This is a genomic window from Pseudomonas sp. Marseille-Q8238 (genome assembly GCF_965111915.1).
The window spans coordinates 1,126,656-1,145,360 of record NZ_CBCOPI010000001.1; the positions used below are offsets into that span (position 1 = coordinate 1,126,656).

The 18,705-nt window shown below is 59.6% G+C and carries 19 protein-coding genes; 9 read left to right on the forward strand and 10 right to left on the reverse strand.

Annotation, left to right across the window (positions count from 1 at the left end):
• Positions 1 to 725: 725 nt before the first annotated feature.
• The 3 genes from ACWPW0_RS05015 to ACWPW0_RS05025 all read right to left on the reverse strand — a co-directional run bounded on the left by ACWPW0_RS05015 (position 726) and on the right by ACWPW0_RS05025 (position 2,526).
• On the reverse strand, positions 726 to 1,553 hold the full coding sequence (locus tag ACWPW0_RS05015) for an NYN domain-containing protein (protein ID WP_454254619.1): 828 nt from the start codon (positions 1,551 to 1,553) through the stop codon (positions 726 to 728).
• A 188-nt stretch (positions 1,554 to 1,741) separates the two neighbouring features.
• Complete coding sequence (locus ACWPW0_RS05020) at positions 1,742 to 2,041, reverse strand: hypothetical protein (RefSeq protein WP_447589582.1); 300 nt, start codon at positions 2,039 to 2,041, stop codon at positions 1,742 to 1,744.
• A gap of 110 nt (positions 2,042 to 2,151) precedes the next feature.
• Positions 2,152 to 2,526, reverse strand: coding sequence for a hypothetical protein (locus ACWPW0_RS05025; RefSeq protein ID WP_447589584.1), 375 nt, complete (start codon positions 2,524 to 2,526; stop codon positions 2,152 to 2,154).
• A 321-nt stretch (positions 2,527 to 2,847) separates the two neighbouring features.
• Here ACWPW0_RS05025 and ACWPW0_RS05030 point away from each other — a divergent pair, with 321 nt between their 5' ends.
• The gene (locus ACWPW0_RS05030; RefSeq protein ID WP_454254620.1) at positions 2,848 to 3,627 is read left to right on the forward strand and encodes a hypothetical protein; all 780 of its coding nucleotides are present in this window, start codon (positions 2,848 to 2,850) and stop codon (positions 3,625 to 3,627) included.
• Between the two features lie 61 nt (positions 3,628 to 3,688).
• On the opposite strand, the gene ACWPW0_RS05035 is transcribed toward ACWPW0_RS05030, so the two are convergent.
• Positions 3,689 to 4,033 carry a zinc ribbon domain-containing protein YjdM gene (locus tag ACWPW0_RS05035; RefSeq protein WP_454254621.1) on the reverse strand — a complete coding sequence of 115 codons (345 nt, stop codon included), beginning with the start codon at positions 4,031 to 4,033 and terminating at the stop codon, positions 3,689 to 3,691.
• Positions 4,034 to 4,201: 168 nt separating this feature from the next.
• Here ACWPW0_RS05035 and ACWPW0_RS05040 point away from each other — a divergent pair, with 168 nt between their 5' ends.
• The gene (locus tag ACWPW0_RS05040) at positions 4,202 to 5,098 is read left to right on the forward strand and encodes a YihY/virulence factor BrkB family protein (RefSeq protein WP_447589590.1); all 897 of its coding nucleotides are present in this window, start codon (positions 4,202 to 4,204) and stop codon (positions 5,096 to 5,098) included.
• Here ACWPW0_RS05040 and ACWPW0_RS05045 read toward each other — a convergent pair.
• From ACWPW0_RS05045 to ACWPW0_RS05065, 5 genes are all read right to left on the reverse strand, one after another.
• Entirely contained in the window at positions 5,086 to 5,565 is a 480-nt protein-coding gene (locus tag ACWPW0_RS05045; RefSeq protein ID WP_454254622.1) for an LEA type 2 family protein, read from the reverse strand. The two genes, ACWPW0_RS05040 and ACWPW0_RS05045, sit on opposite strands and share 13 nt — an antisense overlap.
• Before the next feature lie 372 nt (positions 5,566 to 5,937).
• The gene (locus tag ACWPW0_RS05050; RefSeq protein WP_447589594.1) at positions 5,938 to 6,738 is read right to left on the reverse strand and encodes a cyclic nucleotide-binding domain-containing protein; all 801 of its coding nucleotides are present in this window, start codon (positions 6,736 to 6,738) and stop codon (positions 5,938 to 5,940) included.
• A 106-nt stretch (positions 6,739 to 6,844) separates the two neighbouring features.
• On the reverse strand, positions 6,845 to 7,117 hold the full coding sequence (locus tag ACWPW0_RS05055) for a TfoX/Sxy family protein (protein ID WP_447589595.1): 273 nt from the start codon (positions 7,115 to 7,117) through the stop codon (positions 6,845 to 6,847).
• Positions 7,118 to 7,286: 169 nt separating this feature from the next.
• Complete coding sequence (locus tag ACWPW0_RS05060) at positions 7,287 to 7,631, reverse strand: pentapeptide repeat-containing protein (protein WP_447589597.1); 345 nt, start codon at positions 7,629 to 7,631, stop codon at positions 7,287 to 7,289.
• A gap of 64 nt (positions 7,632 to 7,695) precedes the next feature.
• Positions 7,696 to 9,258, reverse strand: a complete 1,563-nt coding sequence (locus tag ACWPW0_RS05065) for a bifunctional aminoglycoside phosphotransferase/ATP-binding protein (protein WP_454254623.1) — start codon at positions 9,256 to 9,258, stop codon at positions 7,696 to 7,698.
• Between the two features lie 115 nt (positions 9,259 to 9,373).
• Between ACWPW0_RS05065 and mrcB the strand changes: the two genes are divergently transcribed.
• The 3 genes from mrcB to ACWPW0_RS05080 are packed head-to-tail and all read left to right on the forward strand — an operon-like array spanning position 9,374 to position 12,749.
• Positions 9,374 to 11,695, forward strand: a complete 2,322-nt coding sequence (gene mrcB, locus ACWPW0_RS05070; RefSeq protein ID WP_454254624.1) for a penicillin-binding protein 1B — start codon at positions 9,374 to 9,376, stop codon at positions 11,693 to 11,695.
• 23 nt (positions 11,696 to 11,718) lie between these two features.
• On the forward strand, positions 11,719 to 12,426 hold the full coding sequence (locus tag ACWPW0_RS05075) for a tetratricopeptide repeat protein (protein WP_454254625.1): 708 nt from the start codon (positions 11,719 to 11,721) through the stop codon (positions 12,424 to 12,426).
• Positions 12,426 to 12,749: a YqcC family protein gene (locus ACWPW0_RS05080; protein WP_454254626.1), complete on the forward strand. Its 324-nt coding sequence runs from the start codon at positions 12,426 to 12,428 to the stop codon at positions 12,747 to 12,749. The genes ACWPW0_RS05075 and ACWPW0_RS05080 overlap by 1 nt, the downstream gene beginning before the upstream one ends.
• Positions 12,750 to 12,782: 33 nt before the next feature.
• Here the strand turns inward: ACWPW0_RS05080 and ACWPW0_RS05085 are convergent, their stop codons facing one another.
• Positions 12,783 to 13,217, reverse strand: a complete 435-nt coding sequence (locus tag ACWPW0_RS05085) for a DUF4124 domain-containing protein (protein ID WP_447589607.1) — start codon at positions 13,215 to 13,217, stop codon at positions 12,783 to 12,785.
• A gap of 405 nt (positions 13,218 to 13,622) precedes the next feature.
• Here ACWPW0_RS05085 and ACWPW0_RS05090 point away from each other — a divergent pair, with 405 nt between their 5' ends.
• The 4 genes from ACWPW0_RS05090 (at position 13,623) to pssA (ending at position 17,883) form a co-directional block, all read left to right on the forward strand.
• Positions 13,623 to 15,353, forward strand: coding sequence for an acetolactate synthase 3 large subunit (locus ACWPW0_RS05090; RefSeq protein WP_447589609.1), 1,731 nt, complete (start codon positions 13,623 to 13,625; stop codon positions 15,351 to 15,353).
• Between the two features lie 2 nt (positions 15,354 to 15,355).
• Complete coding sequence (gene ilvN / locus ACWPW0_RS05095; RefSeq protein ID WP_447589611.1) at positions 15,356 to 15,847, forward strand: acetolactate synthase small subunit; 492 nt, start codon at positions 15,356 to 15,358, stop codon at positions 15,845 to 15,847.
• Between the two features lie 47 nt (positions 15,848 to 15,894).
• Positions 15,895 to 16,911 (forward strand): ketol-acid reductoisomerase, encoded by a 1,017-nt coding sequence (gene ilvC / locus ACWPW0_RS05100; RefSeq protein ID WP_447589613.1) that lies wholly within the window; start codon positions 15,895 to 15,897, stop codon positions 16,909 to 16,911.
• Positions 16,912 to 17,067: 156 nt separating this feature from the next.
• Positions 17,068 to 17,883 carry a CDP-diacylglycerol--serine O-phosphatidyltransferase gene (gene pssA / locus ACWPW0_RS05105; RefSeq protein WP_447589615.1) on the forward strand — a complete coding sequence of 272 codons (816 nt, stop codon included), beginning with the start codon at positions 17,068 to 17,070 and terminating at the stop codon, positions 17,881 to 17,883.
• The last annotated feature ends 822 nt before the right edge of the window (positions 17,884 to 18,705 follow it).

Consider the following 18,705-nt stretch of genomic DNA (forward strand, 5'->3'; position numbering starts at 1 on the left):
GATCCTCCTTGGTTGGTTGATTTATAAATATGCTTGTTATGGCAGGGCTGGGTGGATAAAGGCTTGAGCATCCTTAGGATGGACAACGTTTCGCTTGTCCACCAATGGAGCCTAACGAAACTTCGGCTAACATCGATTTCATCTCTTTTAGATGGTTCCCACGCTCTGCGTGGGAACTCATCCGGGGACGCTCCGCGTCCCGCAGACGCAGAGCGTCTGTAGCTGCATGCCCACGCGGAGCGTGGGAACGATCAAGTGAGTAGGGCGGGTGGAGCCCGCGTGGGCTTGCTCCGCAGCTTTCACCCGCCCTACGGCGAGGTCCATAAACAACTCCAGGCTGCCTGAAACGCAAAACCTTCATGCGCGCAAACTCCCCCGTCAGTAGGCCGAGCGGAGGTGTTGTGTAGGGGGCGAGCCGCATGGATGCGGCGAGAGGCTTAAAGGGCCAGGGATGGCCCTTGTAAGCCGGCCCCGGAGCGGCACCGGAGGGAAGGAAGTCGAGCGTAGCGAGACCCGTATGTCGGGGTGTGTTCGATAGTTCCCACGCTCTGCGTGGGAACTCATCCGGGGACGCTCTGCGTCCCGCAGACGCAGAGCGTCTGTAGCTGCATGCCCACGCGGAGCGTGGGAACGATCAGAGCCAAGTGAGTCGCCCAGCAGGGCGAAACCATGCTGCCAGCCACCTTCAGTAATGAGCCTGCGCACTAACGCTTCCATCCCCAAGGCTACTTGCTCGACTTACGATTGCGCGCATACAGCGATTTGCCGCCCGTGGCAGTGGCGCCGCGCTCCTGCAATTCAAAGCGCGCTTTCTGTGCTTTGATCAGGTCGCTGAGTTTCTTGTGGCCGTATAGGCGTGAGTCGAAGTCCGAGCGCAGTTTGCTGATATTGGTGCCGAGAGCGCCGAGGTGGCACCAACCATCTTCATCCGAGTTGTCGTCGATTACCTTGGCGATGAAGTCGACTGGCACTTTCTGTGGTTTCACTTTGGCCACAGCAGGCTGCGTAACGGGTTTGGCCTCGGTGATAACGGCGGGCGCCTGTGACGTAACAGGCGCCACCGTGCTTGGTGCATCCACGCTGTGCGATTCGGCATCGGCACGCAGTAGCTCGGTATAGATGAACTTGTCGCAGGCGGATACGAACGGCTTCGGCGTCTTCTGTTCACCAAAACCAATCACCTCCAAACCCTCTTCACGCAGGCGCGCTGCCAGGCGGGTGAAGTCGCTGTCGCTGGAAACCAGGCAAAAGCCGTCGAAGCGGCGGGTGTAGAGCAGGTCCATCGCGTCGATGATCAGTGTGCTGTCGGTGGCGTTCTTGCCGGTGGTGTAGGCGAACTGCTGCATCGGTTGGATGGAGTAGTCGAGCAACACCTTCTTCCAGCCGCCCAGTTGCGGGCCGGTCCAGTCACCGTAGATGCGTTTGACGCTGGCGATGCCGTACTTGGCGATTTCCTCGAACAGGCCTTCGACAATGGCGGCGGAGGCGTTGTCGGCGTCGATCAATACGGCGAGGTGTTTCTGCTGGCGAGGGAGGGTGGGTTTGGCTGCCATGGTTTCGTCCTTGAAGAATAGGTCGACCATACTGCGGTTTGCTGGCCAAACGCCATAGTTCCAAAGTGGAGCCTGTGTTTCTGTGTGAGTCGATGAAACCTCTGGTTCCGAAAACGACAAACCCCGCCAGAGCGGGGCTTGTTATCGAGTCCGATGGGCTCATGTGCGTGGCTTGGGAGCGACCCGCCTCAGTTCACGCCGGGAAAGGCGTCCACGTACTTGATGGTGAAGTCGGGAAAGGAGTCGACGATCTGTATTTTGTAATCGGGGAAGCTGTCGACTGTCTTCCACTTCCCAGCCGAATCAGGGAAGGCGTCGACCTTCTTCACCTTCAGGTCCGGGAACGCGTCCACCACTTTCACCTTGTAGTCGGGAAAGCTGTCGACGAATTTTATCTTGCCGTAAATCTTCGAGACATCGACCGTGGTGTCGGCCATTACCGAGAATGAGCTGACTACCAGCAGGGCACACAGCGTGGTCTTGAACATGTACGGCTTCCTGAAAATAGGTGGGTGTTAAAGGGAAAGGTGCGTGGCGATGTGGCACATGAGCCCGTCACCAGCAAAGAGAAGCCCCGCCGTGGCGGGGCTTGTGTGGATTACCAGCGGCCGCCGTCGCGGCCCTGCCAGCGTTCATAGCGTGGCCCGTAGTACGGGCGGGAATACACCGGGGCAGGTCGATAGTAGACCGGCCGTGGCTGGTAATAGATCGGTTGCGGTTGGTAGTAAACCGGTGGTGGATAGTAAGCCGCTGGCGGCGGGTAGTAGACCACCTGGGGCGGCGGGTAATACGCCGGCGGTGGCGCATAGACCTGTACCGACCGACTATGCTGGCTGGCGATAGCGCCGCCGACCACGGCACCGACCGCCAACCCGGCAATCGCCGCATTGCGGTCTGAAGCCTGGACGGTTTGCTGGCCTACCAAGGCCAGCCCGGCGACCACTACCGTAAGTAGGGCATTACGCGCACGCATGATCGAAACTCCTCTGCAAAACCGGTGGTTGTCCGGTTACTGCGTTCGACCATGCGCCGATCTCGGCATCGCAAGGGGCAGTGTAAATCCTGTGTAAACCCGATGAGCGATGCACTGTCGTGTGGCGGCTTGGCGGCGTATCGAGTGGTTGGCAAGTCAGCTGCAAGCAGGCTTTCAGGCTGTGATGGTGGTTGCGCTCTGCGGCAAGAAGATTCCCAAGCGACATATTTTTATGGTTAGTTTGACCCTACTGCCCAGGCGCGGATGGTTGTTCTATTCATGGAGTGTGGGAACAGAAGTGCTCGAGCCATTTGGCGGGTGATGCCTGGATACGGGGTATTGGCCGGTGCCTGTCGCGTTGTCTACCCGCTGCGGACGGCCCGTTATTTGCCGTCCTGGCTGGTGTTCCTTCTGCTTTTTGCCGGTGCCAGCGGCTGTGCCCGGCACCAGGATCATGCCGCCATCGTCGGCAACAAAAGCCCGATCAAGGCCACGGAGTTTTTCCAGACCCACTCCGACCGCATGGCGACCATCGGCATGCGCAACAACCTCAATAGCCTCTATCGCCTGATGGACAAGCTGTACCGGCGTAATCCCCGCGAGTGGCGCAAGACCGGGCTGCCGAGCATCGAGGCTGCCGAGCATGAAGTGCAGATGGCCATCGAGCAGAACAGGCCGCTGCCCGATCTGGGTGACCGCAAGGATGTGGCGGCACTCAGCTATGCATTAAGCCCCGAGTACCAGGGCGACCGGGTCGGCGCCTTCATCTATGCGCTGGGTAGCATGCTGGTTACTGCCCATGGCGGGCGCACCGAGTTCTACATGACCGATTCGCTGGATGCGCAGTTCATCCACAACGCCGCCCGTAATATCGAGAAGGCCACCTGGATGCTGGCGACGCGCATGGACCAGCAGGGCAAGCCCTGGCTGTTGTCCAACGAGATATCGGTGGACGGGCGCAACCTGAGCTTCGCCGTGGAGTTCGGCAAGATCGTCGCGCGGCTTGACCTGGTCACCGATGTGCTCGACGAGCGCTACCGCCGCCTGAGCGTGAACTACGCGCAGAGCCTGCTGTTTCTCAACTTCCTGCCCGTACAGTAGGGCGCACCCTGCGGAAAATAAAAAAGCCCGGCATGTGCCGAGCTTTTTTTGGCTGAGTGGCTCAGACCTTTTTCACGAACTCGGACTTGAGCTTCATCGCGCCGATCCCGTCGATCTTGCAGTCGATATCGTGGTCGCCATCGCACAGGCGAATGCCTTTGACCTTGGTACCAACCTTGACCACCAATGACGAGCCTTTGACCTTGAGGTCCTTGATCACGCTGACGGTATCGCCGTCCTGCAGCACGTTGCCGACGGCATCCTTGATCACTTTTTCGCCTTCTGCTGCTGCGTCAGCCGTGTCGGTAGCCGACCACTCGTGGGCGCATTCAGGGCAAACCAGCTGGGCGCCGTCCTCGTAGGTGTATTCGGAGTTACAAGCAGGGCAGGGGGGCAGCGTGCTCACGGCGGGTCCTCGGGTGGCTGGAAAAGCCGCGTAGTGTATAGGGTTTTAACCGCTTTCGGGCCGTCCTTGTTCTGGCCGCGTTGCAGCGCGGGCGTTTTCGGTCGAACCGATCTGCCATCATGCCGTTCCAATCCAGCAGACTGATGGGTATGGATACGTGGAGGCGGCATGTTATTTCCTGATCTACGCGGTGTTTCCCTATGGGCGATCACCAAGGACACGGTCACCAAGTTCATTGATGACGAGTTGCCGACCTACGCGTCGGCATTGGCCTTTCAGCTGTTCTTTTCGTTATTCCCCTTTCTGCTGTTCCTGATCGCCATCATCAGCGTGCTCGACATGCAGCCGTTCTTCGACTGGCTGCGTCAGCAAGCCGAGCTGGTATTGCCACAGGCGGCGCTGGAGTTGGTCAACCCGGTCATCGATCAGTTGCAGACACAGAAGGCCGGGCTGTTTTCCGTAGGTATCCTGTTGGCGCTGTGGACGTCGTCCGCAGCGGTGCGCTCAACCATGGCGGCGATGAACAAGGCATATGGCGTGGTGGATGCTCGGCCGGCCTGGAAGCGCATCCCGCTGTCGGTGATCTACATCATCGTGGTGGCCGGGCTACTGTTGAGCGCTGCGGCGTTGATGGTCACCGGGCCTCAGGTGATGGCCTGGCTGGCGCATCAGGTCGGGCTTGAGCATACGGTGCTGGTGCTGTGGGCCTGGCTGCGCTGGCCGGTAGCCGTGGCCATGCTGATCGCGGTGGTGGCTGCGGTGTATTACCTGGCGCCGGACGTGCAGCAGAAGTTTCGCTTCATTACGCCCGGTTCGGTGCTGGCGGTGGTGGTGTGGATTCTGGCGTCTCTGGGCTTCGGTTATTACGCGCAGAACTTCTCCAACTACAACGCCACCTACGGCAGCATCGGCGCGATCATCATCTTTCTGCTGTATCTGTACATTTCTTCCGCTGTGCTGTTATTCGGCGCCGAGCTGAATGCAGTCATCGAGCACCATGCCAGGGGCGGCAAGAACCTGGGCGAGAAAGCTGCTGATCCTGAGGAGCAGGCTCAGGGGGCATAAGGCCCTTCGAGTGGCTGGGGCCAGTCGAGCATGCCGCTATCACTGAAGCGTGTGGTGCCGAAGAGGCCGCTGGCCAGTTTGCCGCGCAGCACATACGGGATGCTCTGCCCCGGCGTGTGGCCTGCTGCGCCCCAGGCCTGGCGCACAACCGAGAAGGCGGAGATGGAGATGGGCACGCTGATGACTGCTTCCCCGAAGCGTGGCACTTCTCCACCTTGATCACTCACCCCACGCGCCAGTGGCTGGCCATTGATATCCAGCTCCAGGGCCACGCCGTTGTAGGTGATGGTCTGGTCGTTCGGGTTTTGCACGCGCAGCTTGGCGGCAAAGCGTACTTCCAGTCCCTGACCCGCCAGTGGTTCCAGGCCGACCAGATCGATACGCACCGGGTCGCGCAGGGCAAAGCTGCTGCAACCGAACAAGGTGCTGGCAAGCAGCATTGCAAGAGCAAGACGTAGCAATGGCATGGCGGGCTTCCTGTTGAGATTTATCAGGTAGACCGTGCCCAGGCGCAGGTGTTGGTGTGGAAATCGTCTGGATGCGCTTCGACGCGCTACCGCACAGGCTTCAAACCTGGCGGGGCAGGTAAATTCGGCACAAAAAAAAGACCCGGCAAAGATGCCGGGTCAATAACCGTGATTAGCCTGATGAGGAGATAATCTGAAAGCCCGACTGCTTGGATTTCCAGCTTATCGACTGATCTCGCGACCAGTTGTGGTAATAATAACAATTCTCATTATTTGGTCAATGCCTTTTTGAGAATTATTTTCGATTGGCTCGCGAGGCCCCGGAAACAAAGACCCCGGCGCATGGCCGGGGTCTGTTGTCGTGCGTGTTGGTCAGGCTGACTCGTGCGGTACGCGCAGTTGAGTGACTTCCTTGTTCAGCAGGTCAATGCGCCGCGCCATGCTTTCGATCAGGCTGTGCGCGATGCGCGGATTGCTCTGCATCAGGCTGAGGAATTGTTCCTTGGGAATCACCATGACCGTGCAGGGTTCGCTGGCAATGACCGTGGCGCTGCGCTTCTCACGTGTGAACACGGCCATGGCGCCGAAAATCTCGTCTTTCTGCACGTCACCGACTTTTTGTCCGTCGACATGGGCTTCGGCATGGCCCTCGATGATGACGAACACGTGGTCGGCATCATCGCCTTGATGGATCAGTTCTTCCCCGGCCGCAAAATGCTGGAAACCGGTGGCCGGGCGGATTTCCGGCTGCTTGAGGCGGGCCAGCGCATCGGATAGCAGGGCGGTATGGCCGATCAGGTACTGAACGAACTGTTCCTGACGTGCCTCGCTGCTGTAGATGTGCTTGAACACCTCGGCGCGGCAGTAGGGCACCAGGCTGAGGGCTTCCTCACTGCTGTAGCGGCAGGTCGGGAGGTCGATGCCTTGGCGCAGACCCACCAGATCACCTTCCTGGAGATAGAACAGCGGGCGTTCGTCGACCAGCGCGTGCAGCAAGCCATTTTCGATGATGAACAGTTGGTTGCCAGGCAGGGTCTTCGCCAGATCATCGACCTGTTCCAAGCGCAGGGGCGGACCGCTAGGCTGCAGGCCCTCGAGCAATTGTGCGGGAATGCTCTGCAGGCGTTGGATCAACTGATCGGCGTAGGCCGGTTGCTCCCCGAGTAGGTACATGACTCTGATTCCTTGAACTGGCTGGGCTGACGATAAGGCACGCACGTCCTGCCAACAATAGGGCGCGCCGCGATCCAGGTAAATCTCGGCGACTGGAGGTTGTGAGCTAGCTCTTGTTGCTCGCTTGCGATGAGTCAACCTGACCGTTCAGTTCGGCTTTATGGGCAGGGGGCAGATCATTCCAGTGGATGTCGAGCAGGGCGCCTTCGATGGCATACAGCAGTACCTTCGAGGCCCGAAAGCCACGGGCGCGAACGGCGCGGTAAGCGTCCACGGCACCCAGCCGCCGCAAATCACTGGCATTGTGGATGCCGACGGCATGCAGCCATTGCGCTGAGGTCTTGCCCAGGTTCTTCAGGTGTTGCAGTTCATCGGTCATTACGCCTCCCTGCATTGCTCTGCGGCTTGGGTGACTCTGCGTGCAAGTGTAGCGGGCTGTGGATAAAACGCCGGGGCATGCATCATTTGGCGTTGGCGCAAGCGCGTGCTCATGCACGGCGGTTGATCGGCAGTGTCTGTTCCACGATGCGCGGAGGAAGGGGGGAGGCTCAGTGGGTTTTGTAGCGCAGCCGGGTACCGAAATTGAGCGACATGAGCACTTCGTCGGCTGTCAGCTCTACCGGGAAGTAGGCGCCGGAGATCTGCGCATGGGCAATGCTGGCTCCTTCCAGGCAGGCGTGGCGCAAGTCCAGCCCGCGCAAGTCGGCACCGCGGAAGTAGGCGTCGGTAAAGTCGATCTGGGCGGCGTCCAGCAGGCGAAGATCGAGGCCCCGGAAGTCGCCGCCACGGAGGTCGATCAGCCCCTCGGCAGGCTTGCTGGTATTGAAGCTGGCAATGTCTTCGCTACGCAGCAAGCGATACAGCGGATTGTCGAGCTGGCGTGGTTGGCTCATGGCAGGCATCCGGTCAGGGCTTGCGCTGAGTATAGAAGCTCCACGCAAGCCTGACCGATCACCTTCAGAGCCCGGGTAGGCGCAGGCGAATGCTGCTGACCAGGCCGTCCAGGCTGCCGCTGTCATGGGTGTTGACGAGTTTGCTGTAGGCCTGTTCGTCTGCGCTCAATGGCTCGCGGCTGGCCAGTTGGGCATCAATCACTGCCGACGTTGCATCGGATGGATCGTCTGCTTCGGTCTGGCGCTGTTGCAGGCGGGCGACGAGCACTTCCTGCGGTGCCTGGCAGTCGAGGATCAGAAACGGGTCACCATTGTTCTCGGCAACCTGCCAGGCGGCGGCGCGTTGTTCGCGCTTCAGATAGGCTGCATCGAGTACGACGGGGAAGCCGGCTTGCAGTGCGCTGTCTGCCAGTTGATGCAGGCGCTCATAAGTTGCGGTGCTGGCATCGGAGCTATAGATGCCGGCCTGCAGCTCGCCTTTTTGCTCGGAGGGCTGCTCACCGTAAATGCGCTTGCGCTCGACATCGGAGCGAATGCGAATGGCACCCAGCGCTTCGACCAGGCGCATGGCGACGTTGCTCTTGCCTACCGCTGAAACGCCGTGGGTGATGGCCAGGAAGGGCGAAGGGATGGCGCTATAGCTTTCAGCCAGGTTGGCATAGCTGCGGTAGACGCGCAGGATCACGGCGCGCTGCACGGCATCCTGTTCCTGGCCGATGCGGAACAGATTGACCTTGGCGCGCACCAGTGCCCGATATGCCTTATAGAAGTTGAGCAGCTCGAGTGCGGCGTAGTCACCGCTGCGCTCCAGCCAGGCACTGACAAAACGGCGCGACAGCGGCTTGAGCCCACGGTCTTCCAGGTCCATGGCCAGGAAGGCGGCGTCGGATGCGGTGTCGATCAGGCGGAAGGGTTCGTTGAACTCGATGCAGTCGAACAGTACAACCTGGCCATCGAGCAGCGTGGCGTTGCCCAGGTGGATATCGCCATGGCATTCGCGAATGGCACCGTTTTCGGCACGCTTGGCCAGCAGAGGTTCCAGCCGGCTGAAGCTGGCTTCGGTCCAGGCTTCCAGTGCCTCCAGCTGCAGCAGGTCGTTGGCATCGTTGAGCAGGGGGCGGATCTGCTCGAAGTTCTGCCGCATGGGGGCGACGATAGACTGTGGAGCACTGAGGGGATGATCAGCAGGGACTGCCGGCGTCTGGACGTGAAAGTCAGCGATCTGCTTGGCCAGTGCGTCGATATGCGCGGGTGTCAGTTCGCCGCGAGCTTGCACGTCGCTGAGCAGTTGGCTCTGCGGGAACTGGCGCATCTTCAGTACATATTCGATGGCCGGGCCGGTGCCGTTGAGCTGTGGTTCGGCTTCACTGCCGGTAATCGGTAGCACGTCCAGATACAGGTCGGTGGTCAGGCGCTGGTTGAGGCGCAGTTCCTCACCGCAGAAATGTTGGCGAGCGTCGAGTGTCGAGAAGTCGAGGAAGCCGAAGTTGACCGGCTTCTTGATCTTGTAGGCAAAGGGGCCGGTGAGCAGAACCCAGGAGATATGCGTCTCGATAACCTGGAAACCGTCTACCGGATGCGGATAGAGGGCCGGGTTTTGCAGGGCTGCAATCAGTGCTTGGCTCACGGTCAATCCTTTTGTTCTGGTATTTCGGAGGGCGCATTATGGCTGCTGTGCGGCGCAGTGCAAACCGCCGGTGCGTGCCTGTCGACCCAGGGTAAAGTGCGTATAATGCGCGGCCATGACACGTTCCCGAACTCCGCGCGCTCGCGCCAAACGCCGCTCTGGTGGCTCTCGTCCCTGGCTTGGCTGGGTCCTGAAACTCGCATTGGTCGGGCTGGTGGTGCTCGCCGGCTTTGCCGTTTATCTGGATGCGGTGGTCCAGGAGAAGTTTTCCGGCAAGCGCTGGACGGTCCCGGCCAAGGTTTATGCGCGGCCGCTGGAGCTGTTCGTCGGACAAAAACTGGCCAAGCAGGATTTCCTCACTGAACTCGATGCGCTGGGCTATCGCCGCGAGAGTGCGGCTGACGGTCCGGGCGCGGCGGTGGTCAATGGCAATGTGATCGACCTGCATACACGCGGCTTCCAGTTCTACGAAGGCGCCGAGCCAGCACAGCGTTTGCGCGTGCGCTTCTCCGGCGACTACGTGGCGGGCCTCGACCAGGCCAATGGCAGCAAGCTGGATGTCGCGCGCATGGAGCCCCTGCTGATCGGCGGGCTTTATCCGGCCCACCACGAAGATCGCATCCTGATCAAGCTGGAACAGGCGCCGGCCTACCTGGTGGAAACGCTGGTGGCGGTTGAGGACCGTGAGTTCTTCAATCATTTCGGTGTGTCGCCGAAAGGGATCGCCCGTGCCGTCTGGATCAACGCGACTGCCGGTCAGTTACGTCAGGGTGGCAGTACCCTGACCCAGCAGTTGGTCAAGAACTTCTACCTGACCAACGAGCGCAGCCTGTCGCGTAAGGCTACCGAAGCCATGATGGCGGTGTTGCTGGAGTTGCATTACGACAAGCGGGAGATTCTTGAGGCTTACCTGAACGAGGTGTTCCTCGGGCAGGACGGGCAGCGTGCCGTGCACGGTTTCGGCCTGGCCAGTCAGTATTTCTTCAGCCAGCCATTGAGTGAGCTGAAACTGCATCAAGTGGCGCTGTTGGTCGGCATGGTCAAGGGGCCGACCTACTACAACCCGCGGCGTTATCCCGAGCGTGCGCTGGAGCGGCGCAATCTGGTACTCGACCTCCTTGCGCAGCAGGGCACGGTTACCGAAGCCGAGGCGGAGGCCGCCAAGCAGAAGCCACTGGGGGTTACGACGCGTGGCAGTCTGGCGGACAGCTCGTTCCCCGGTTTCCTGGATCTGGTCAAGCGCCAGTTACGCCAGGACTACCGCGACGAAGACCTGACCGAGGAAGGGCTGCGCATCTTCACCAGTTTCGATCCGATCCTGCAGATCAAGTCCGAGGCAGCCCTGAGTGAGACGCTCAAGCGCCTGGGCGGGCGCAAGGGGGTGGATGAGGTTGAGGCCGCGATGGTGGTAACCAATCCGGAGAATGGCGAAGTACAGGCCATGATCGGCAGCCGTCAGCCGCGCTTTGCCGGCTTCAACCGTGCACTCGATGCGGTGCGGCCGATTGGCTCGTTGATCAAACCAGCGGTCTACCTCACGGCGCTCGAGCGGCCGAGCCAGTACACCTTGACCACCTGGATTGCGGATGAACCGTTCTCCGTGAAGGGCCAGGATGGACAGGTCTGGACCCCCCAGAACTATGATCGCCAGGCCCATGGCACCATTCATCTCTATCAGGGGCTCGCCAACTCCTACAACCTGTCGACCGCCAAGCTGGGTTTGGAACTGGGGGTGCCCAATGTGCTCAAAACCCTTGAGCGACTGGGTGTCAGCCGCGAGTGGCCAGCGTATCCGTCGATGCTGCTGGGGGCTGGGGCATTGACGCCGATGGAAGTGGCGACGATGTACCAAACGTTGGCGAATGGCGGGTTCAACACGCCATTGCGCGGGATCCGTAGTGTGTTGACCGCTGAGGGGCAGCCGCTCAAGCGTTATCCGTTCCAGGTTCAGCAGCGCTTCGATACCGGTGCGATCTACCTGGTACAGAACGCCATGCAGCGCGTCATGCGCGAAGGGACTGGGCGCTCTGTGTACAGCCAACTGCCGCGTAATCTGACGCTGGCGGGCAAGACGGGCACCACCAACGATTCGCGGGACAGCTGGTTCGCTGGTTTCAGCCAGGATCTGCTGGCCGTGGTGTGGTTGGGGCGTGATGACAATGGCAAGACACCACTGACCGGTGCGAGCGGGGCATTGCAGGTTTGGACCAGCTTCATGGTCAAGGCGGACCCGCTGCCGCTGGACATGCCGCAACCGGATAACGTGACGCAGGCCTGGGTGGATGCGAGCAGTGGGCAGGGCTCGGCGGCCGGCTGCCCGAATGCAGTACAGATACCGTATATTCGCGGCAGTGAGCCCGTACAGGGTGCTGCATGTGGCGGCCCAGAGTCGCCATCTGAGTCGGTTATGGATTGGGTAAAAGGCTGGCTCAATTGAGTTCGCCTACAGAGAGGATGCAAATGGGCAAGTGGTGGATGTGCGCCGTGATGGCGTCGGTAATGATGAGCGGTTGCGCCACTGTGCCGCGGGGTTCCATTCCTGTTATCGACTCCAGCGGTTCGCTCGCGGCGGATGATCAACTGGAAGGTGGTGGCGGTTATCAGCAGCCGGCTCGCGCCACCCAACCTCGGAGCTTGCCTGAGGATTCCGGCGTTGTGGTGATGGTGCCGGGTGGCACATCGTCCACGCCGATCCAGAGCTTCCCTGCGGGCAGTGCGGCGCAGCCTGCACCGATCACCAGTGCGCCGCTGACCATCGGGCCAATTTCCAGTGCGGGTACCTACAGTGCGCCAAGCACGCCGAGTGGTATCCCGTCGGCGGGTGGGTTGTCTGCCGATGAGCAACTGGATGGACCGATCCTGGCATTGCTGAGTACTGCTCAGCAGCAACAGAGCGGCGGTGATCTGAATGGTGCGTCTTCCAGTCTTGAGCGGGCCCAGCGTATTGCGCCACGTGAGCCGCAAGTGCTGTACCGACTTGCTGAGGTGCGTCTGGCTCAGGGGGATGCAGCCCAGGCCGAGCAATTGGCTCGTCGTGGGCTGACCCTGGCCAATGGCCGTCCCACACTGCAGGCCAGCCTGTGGGGGCTGATTGCTCAGTCGCTGGAGCGGCAGGGCGATGCGGCAGGTGCCGCGCAGGCGCGTGAGCGGGCGCGAGTGAGTCTCTGATGGATGGGCGCTTGCCATTGCTGGCTGAGCAGCTGCTGCTGATCGAGCGGGAGCTACGGGCGCTGGGCTGGTGGGAGCATGTCCCGCCTTCCGCACAGGCGCTGGCCAGCACGCAGCCGTTCAGCATCGATACGCTGTCGTTCGAGCAATGGTTGCAGTGGGTAATGCTGCCGCGGATGAAACTGCTGATCGAGGCTGAGCAGTCGCTGCCCACCGCTTCCGGTATTCATGACATGGCTGAAGAGGTCTACCGGGGGCAGGAGCGGCAAGTCGCGCCTTTGTTGCAGGCGTTGGCCGCCTTCGACCGGCTGTTGTCGTCTTAAGACCTGCCCGGGACTCCGGGCAGGTAGACACCCTTATTTGCAGTTTTCGCGAATAGCCTTCTCGTTCTCGGCGATGCGTGCCTGGCGTTCTTCCTCGGTCAGGCGACGCGTTTCGCCGCCGACCTCTGCGCGCAGGCGTGGATTGTTCTGCAGTTGGGCAAGGTTGGTTCTGACGGTCTGGCAGAACTGCTTGCGCTCGGCTTCCTGCTTGGCCACGTCCTGCCTCACCTTCTTGTCAATGGCCTCCTGCTCCTTTTCCCCTTCGGTCTGTGTGGTCAGGCTCGGTGGTGGTGTAGCGGGTTTGGCTGGCGGGACGGCAGTGTTGATCGAGGTGGCCGGCTGACCTTCCGGTGGCTGTGAGCCGAAGTGAGTGCGACCCTGGTCATCTACCCATTTGTAAACCTGGCCTGCCATAGCTGTTGCGCTCAGGGCGAGCAGCAGGCTGCCCGTGAGAATCATGCGACGCATGGTGTTTCCTTTATTGGCTGCGGGACCTGGTGGTTACTATAACCAAAACTCGTGGAACGTCATCCTGCGCCGTGTCACAGCTATAGATGGAAGATTCTGTAACGGATTACTTGACTTGCGGGCCATGAATCCGAAGAATTCGGAGTCCGCTGTAGTGGGTCCGCCGCAAGCAGGCTTTTCTCAGCAGACCATGAGGTGCACACCCGCGCCGACTTGTTTCACCCGCAACGCGTTACCTCGCGCTGGGTGGGAATACTCCGCAACATTCAGGGGCATTCCCAATACTTGCTCAGTTCAGTAGCTGACGTAGTCGGCGACCACCGTCGCTCATGCTCTGCCTGGCAGTAAACCTAACGAACCGCTCTTGTTTGCGGGCGGTAATCTGGCGTTCTAGAGGTGAAAAACGTGGAGCTTTTATCCGGCGCTGAAATGGTCGTCCGCTCGCTGCGTGACGAAGGCGTTAAGTATATCTATGGGTACCCGGGTGGTGCTCTCCTGCATATTTACGATGCCCTGTTCAAAGAACCGGAAGTGACCCATATTCTGGTGCGTCATGAACAGGCCGCTACCCACATGGCTGACGGCTATGCGCGCGCGACCGGCAAAGCCGGCGTGGTGCTGGTGACCTCCGGCCCGGGTGCGACCAATGCCATCACAGGCATTGCTACTGCCTACATGGACTCGATTCCCATGGTAATCATCTCCGGTCAGGTGCCTAGCACCGTGGTCGGTACCGATGCATTCCAGGAAACCGACATGGTGGGTGTGTCACGTCCGATCGTGAAGCACAGCTTCATCATCAAGCATCCCTCGGAAATCCCTGAGGTGATCAAGAAGGCCTTCTATCTCGCCCAGTCCGGGCGCCCTGGCCCGGTGGTCGTTGATATTCCGAAGGACATGGGCGATCCGACCCAGAAGTTCGAATACAGCTATCCGAAGAAGGTGAAGCTGCGTTCGTACAGCCCGGCTTTGCGCGGGCACTCGGGGCAGATCCGTAAAGCAGCAGAAATGTTGCTGGCGGCCAAGCGCCCGATCATCTATGCCGGTGGTGGCGTGGTCCTCGGTGGTGCTTCGGCGCAACTGACCGAGCTGGCTCGTACACTCAATGTGCCCGTGACCAACACCCTGATGGGCCTGGGTGCCTACCCTGGCGATGATCGTCAGTTCGTTGGCATGCTGGGTATGCACGGCAGCTACACCGCCAACCTGGCCATGCACCATGCGGATGTCATCCTCGCTGTCGGCGCACGTTTCGATGACCGCGTGATCAATGGCGAGACCGCAGCCAAGTTCTGCCCGAACGCTAAGATCATCCACATCGATATCGACCCGGCTTCGATCTCCAAGACCGTGAAGGCTGATATCCCAATCGTCGGTCCGGTCGATAGCGTGTTGACCGAGATGGTTGCCACGCTCAAGGAAATCGACGAGACCCAGGACAAGGATGCTCAGGCTGCCTGGTGGAAGCAGATCGAGGAATGGCGTGGCAACCGCGGCATCTTCCCGTATGACAAGGGCGACGGCAGCATCATCAAGCCGCAGACCGTCATCGAAACCCTGTACGAAGTGACCAAGGGCGATGCCTACATCACCTCGGACGTGGGCCAGCACCAGATGTTCGCCGCGCAGTACTACAAGTTCAACAAGCCCAATCGCTGGATCAACTCCGGTGGCCTGGGCACCATGGGCTTCGGTTTCCCTGCCGCGATGGGCGTCAAGCTGAACTTCCCGGATAACGATGTGGCCTGCGTGACCGGTGAGGGCAGCATCCAGATGAATATCCAGGAGCTGTCGACCTGCCTGCAGTACGACCTGCCGGTGAAGATCATCAACCTCAACAACGGTGCGTTGGGCATGGTTCGCCAATGGCAGGACATGCAATACAGCAGCCGCTACTCGCACTCGTACATGGAGTCGTTGCCAGACTTCGTCAAACTGGCCGAAGCCTATGGCCATGTGGGTATCCGCATCACCGACCTGAAAGACCTCAAGCCGAAAATGGAAGAGGCTTTCGCCATGAAGAACCGTCTGGTGTTCCTCGACATCGCCGTGGATACCAGTGAGCACGTCTACCCAATGCAGATCCGCGGCGGTGCGATGCGCGATATGTGGCTGAGCAAGACGGAGCGGACCTGAACATGCGCCATATCATCTCCCTGTTGCTGGAAAACGAACCGGGCGCCCTGTCGCGCATCGTTGGTCTGTTTTCCCAGCGCAACTACAACATTGAAAGCCTGACGGTAGCGCCGACCGAAGACCCGACTCTGTCGCGTCTGACGTTGACCACCATCGGCCATGACGATGTGGTCGAGCAGATCACCAAGAACCTCAACAAGCTGATCGAAGTGGTCAAGCTGGTGAACCTGTCGGAAAGCGCTCACATCGAGCGTGAGCTGATGTTGGTGAAGGTCAAGGCCACCGGCGCTCAGCGCGCCGAGGTCAAGCGCACCACTGACATCTTCCGCGGGCAGATCGTCGATGTGACCAGCAGCGTCTACACCATTCAGCTGGCCGGCACGAGCGACAAGCTGGACAGCTTCATCCAGGCCATCGGCACCGCGTCGATTCTAGAAACTGTGCGCAGTGGCGTCACCGGCATTGCCCGTGGCGACAAAGTACTCAGCATCTAACTCTTTAGCGAACGGCCCACGAGGCCAGACAAACCAGGGGAATTCCCATGAAAGTGTTTTACGACAAAGACTGCGACCTCTCGATCATCCAGGGCAAGAAAGTCGCCATCATCGGCTATGGCTCCCAGGGCCATGCCCAGGCGTGCAACCTGAAGGACTCGGGCGTCGACGTTACCATTGGTCTGCGCAAAGGTTCGGCTACTGTCGCCAAGGCTGAGGCCCACGGCCTGAAAGTCTCCGATGTTGCCAGCGCCGTTGCTGCTGCCGATCTGGTCATGATCCTGACCCCGGACGAGTTCCAGGGCCAGCTGTACAAGAACGAAATCGAGCCGAATATCAAGAAGGGCGCAACCCTGGCGTTCTCCCACGGTTTTGCCATCCACTACAACCAGGTCGTACCGCGTGCCGACCTCGACGTGATCATGATTGCGCCGAAGGCCCCGGGCCACACCGTGCGTTCCGAGTTCGTCAAGGGCGGCGGTATCCCTGACCTGATCGCCATCTACCAAGACGCTTCGGGCAATGCCAAGAACGTTGCCCTGTCCTACGCTGCTGGCGTTGGTGGTGGTCGTACCGGCATCATCGAAACGACCTTCAAAGACGAGACCGAAACTGACCTGTTCGGCGAGCAGGCTGTTCTGTGCGGCGGTTGCGTCGAGCTGGTCAAAGCTGGTTTCGAGACTCTGGTCGAAGCCGGCTATGCGCCGGAAATGGCCTACTTCGAGTGCCTGCACGAGCTGAAGCTGATCGTTGATCTCATGTACGAAGGCGGCATCGCCAACATGAACTACTCGATCTCCAACAATGCCGAGTACGGCGAGTACGTGACGGGTCCTGAAGTCATCAACGCCGAATCCCGACAAGCCATGCGTAACGCCCTGAAGCGCATCCAGGATGGTGAATACGCGAAGATGTTCATCAGCGAAGGCGCTACGGGCTACCCGTCGATGACTGCCAAGCGTCGTAACAACGCCGCACACGGTATCGAAATCATCGGCGAGCAACTGCGCTCGATGATGCCGTGGATTTCGGCCAATAAGATCGTCGACAAGTCCAAGAACTAAGGACGTCGATGTGAGAAAAAGCGCGGCCTAGGCCGCGTTTTTTTATGCTCGCGGCGGGCTTCTGGTATAAAGCCCATTCGTTTGCATGGAGCGGCCGACGAACCTCTGTCAGCCGTTTCTGTCGAAAATCATTCAAATCGCTGCAAGGTAGTGTTCATGAACGAACGTCCCGAGGAACCCGGCAAAGCGCCCGACGAGGAAAGTCTCCTGCCCATCGATGAGCATGTGGAGGAGGGGCATGATGCCGAAGGCCGCAAGGTTCGCCATCGCGGTATCTATCTACTGCCCAATCTGTTCACCACCGCGGCGTTGTTCTCCGGGTTCTATGCCATCGTCAATGGTATGAACGGCCAGTTCGACCACGCGGCGATCGCCATTTTCGTGGCCATGGTACTCGATGGCCTGGATGGACGTGTGGCGCGACTGACCAACACGCAAAGTGCCTTCGGTGCCGAGTATGACTCGCTGTCTGATATGGTCGCTTTCGGCGTGGCGCCTGCCCTGGTCGCCTTCGAGTGGGCGCTGGGTAGCTTGGGTAAGGTCGGCTGGATGGTTGCCTTCATCTATGTGGCGGGTGCTGCACTGCGCTTGGCGCGCTTCAATACCATGGTCGGCAAGGCTGATAAGCGTTACTTCATTGGTCTGGCCAGTCCTGCAGCTGCAGCGCTGGTGGCGGGTACGGTCTGGGCATTCAGTGATTTCGGTATCAAGGGCTCCAATATGGCTTTTGTTGTCGCGCTGTTGGTGGCAGCTGCCGGAACCCTGATGGTCAGCAACATCAAGTACAACAGCTTCAAGGATTTGGACCTTAAAGGACGTGTGCCTTTCGTGGCCATCTTGGTGGTGGTGTTAGTGTTCGCTGTGGTGTTCAGCGATCCGCCACGTATCCTGCTGCTGATCTTCGTTGCCTATGCCGCCTCCGGCCCGGTTCAGTATCTGCTGCAGATGCGTCGTCGGCGTACGGCCGAGTAATCCTGTCCTTCCGCTCTGTGTCCTGTAGTGTGCACGGAGCTTTCAGGCTCATGCTTCGGTTGGCGAGGCATGAGTCCTTTATACCTCTTGAGGCGTCCTGCCTCATGCCAGCTCTCAGCGACTCCTTCTCTGCATTAATAACTTTCCTGTTCTCCTTTTGGTTGGGGGCGTCGCCGCTGCATGCATCTGTGATGCTCCTGGTACATGGTCTCTTCTATCTATAAGGAGGAGGCGCAGGGCGTGCTGCTTTGTTAGGGCAGAGGCTCGCGATGGAGGAGGGGGGGTGCTGCTGCAGAAGGCAAAAACAGCGTTGTTAAATAGCTACGAGGGTTGGGCTCCGTGTTTTCGGCCAAGGATTTCAGTCTTTCGGGCATATATGACAACAAACTGTCATTTAAGGGTTGACGTTAAATTTTGGTCCCCTATAATGCGCACCACTTCCGGTGCAGTCGGATCGAAAAACTCCTTGATAAACAAGAAGTTAGACGAAAATAAAGGTTGCAACGGTGGCGGATTCAAGTAGAATGCGCCGGGCTGACAAGGTGGTGGTTTAGACCTGTCAGCGCTTCAGTCGGGAGCGACTGAAGATGCTGGAAAGGAGGTGTTGACAGCGGTTTGTAACGCTGTAGAATGCGCCTCCCGCTGATGAGAAGCTCTGCTGATCCGAAGCGCAGGCGGTTGAGAAGAAACGAAAAATTCTTCAAAAACAGCTTGACAGATTGAAAGGCTGCTGTAGAATGCGCGGCCTCGGTTGAGACGAAAGGCTTGATCGAAACGCTCTTTAACAACTTGAATCAAGCAATTCGTGTGGGTGCTTGTGAT

Coding starts and splice junctions, on each gene's coding strand:
- ACWPW0_RS05015 (WP_454254619.1), bottom strand. CDS start 1,553: ATGGCAGCCAAACCCACCCTCCCTCGCCAGCAGAAACACCTCGCCGTA.
- ACWPW0_RS05020 (WP_447589582.1), bottom strand. CDS start 2,041: ATGTTCAAGACCACGCTGTGTGCCCTGCTGGTAGTCAGCTCATTCTCG.
- ACWPW0_RS05025 (WP_447589584.1), bottom strand. CDS start 2,526: ATGCGTGCGCGTAATGCCCTACTTACGGTAGTGGTCGCCGGGCTGGCC.
- ACWPW0_RS05030 (WP_454254620.1), top strand. CDS start 2,848: ATGCCTGGATACGGGGTATTGGCCGGTGCCTGTCGCGTTGTCTACCCG.
- ACWPW0_RS05040 (WP_447589590.1), top strand. CDS start 4,202: ATGTTATTTCCTGATCTACGCGGTGTTTCCCTATGGGCGATCACCAAG.
- ACWPW0_RS05045 (WP_454254622.1), bottom strand. CDS start 5,565: ATGCCATTGCTACGTCTTGCTCTTGCAATGCTGCTTGCCAGCACCTTG.
- ACWPW0_RS05050 (WP_447589594.1), bottom strand. CDS start 6,738: ATGTACCTACTCGGGGAGCAACCGGCCTACGCCGATCAGTTGATCCAA.
- ACWPW0_RS05055 (WP_447589595.1), bottom strand. CDS start 7,117: ATGACCGATGAACTGCAACACCTGAAGAACCTGGGCAAGACCTCAGCG.
- ACWPW0_RS05060 (WP_447589597.1), bottom strand. CDS start 7,631: ATGAGCCAACCACGCCAGCTCGACAATCCGCTGTATCGCTTGCTGCGT.
- mrcB (WP_454254624.1), top strand. CDS start 9,374: ATGACACGTTCCCGAACTCCGCGCGCTCGCGCCAAACGCCGCTCTGGT.
- ACWPW0_RS05075 (WP_454254625.1), top strand. CDS start 11,719: ATGGGCAAGTGGTGGATGTGCGCCGTGATGGCGTCGGTAATGATGAGC.
- ACWPW0_RS05080 (WP_454254626.1), top strand. CDS start 12,426: ATGGATGGGCGCTTGCCATTGCTGGCTGAGCAGCTGCTGCTGATCGAG.
- ACWPW0_RS05085 (WP_447589607.1), bottom strand. CDS start 13,217: ATGCGTCGCATGATTCTCACGGGCAGCCTGCTGCTCGCCCTGAGCGCA.
- ilvN (WP_447589611.1), top strand. CDS start 15,356: ATGCGCCATATCATCTCCCTGTTGCTGGAAAACGAACCGGGCGCCCTG.
- ilvC (WP_447589613.1), top strand. CDS start 15,895: ATGAAAGTGTTTTACGACAAAGACTGCGACCTCTCGATCATCCAGGGC.
- pssA (WP_447589615.1), top strand. CDS start 17,068: ATGAACGAACGTCCCGAGGAACCCGGCAAAGCGCCCGACGAGGAAAGT.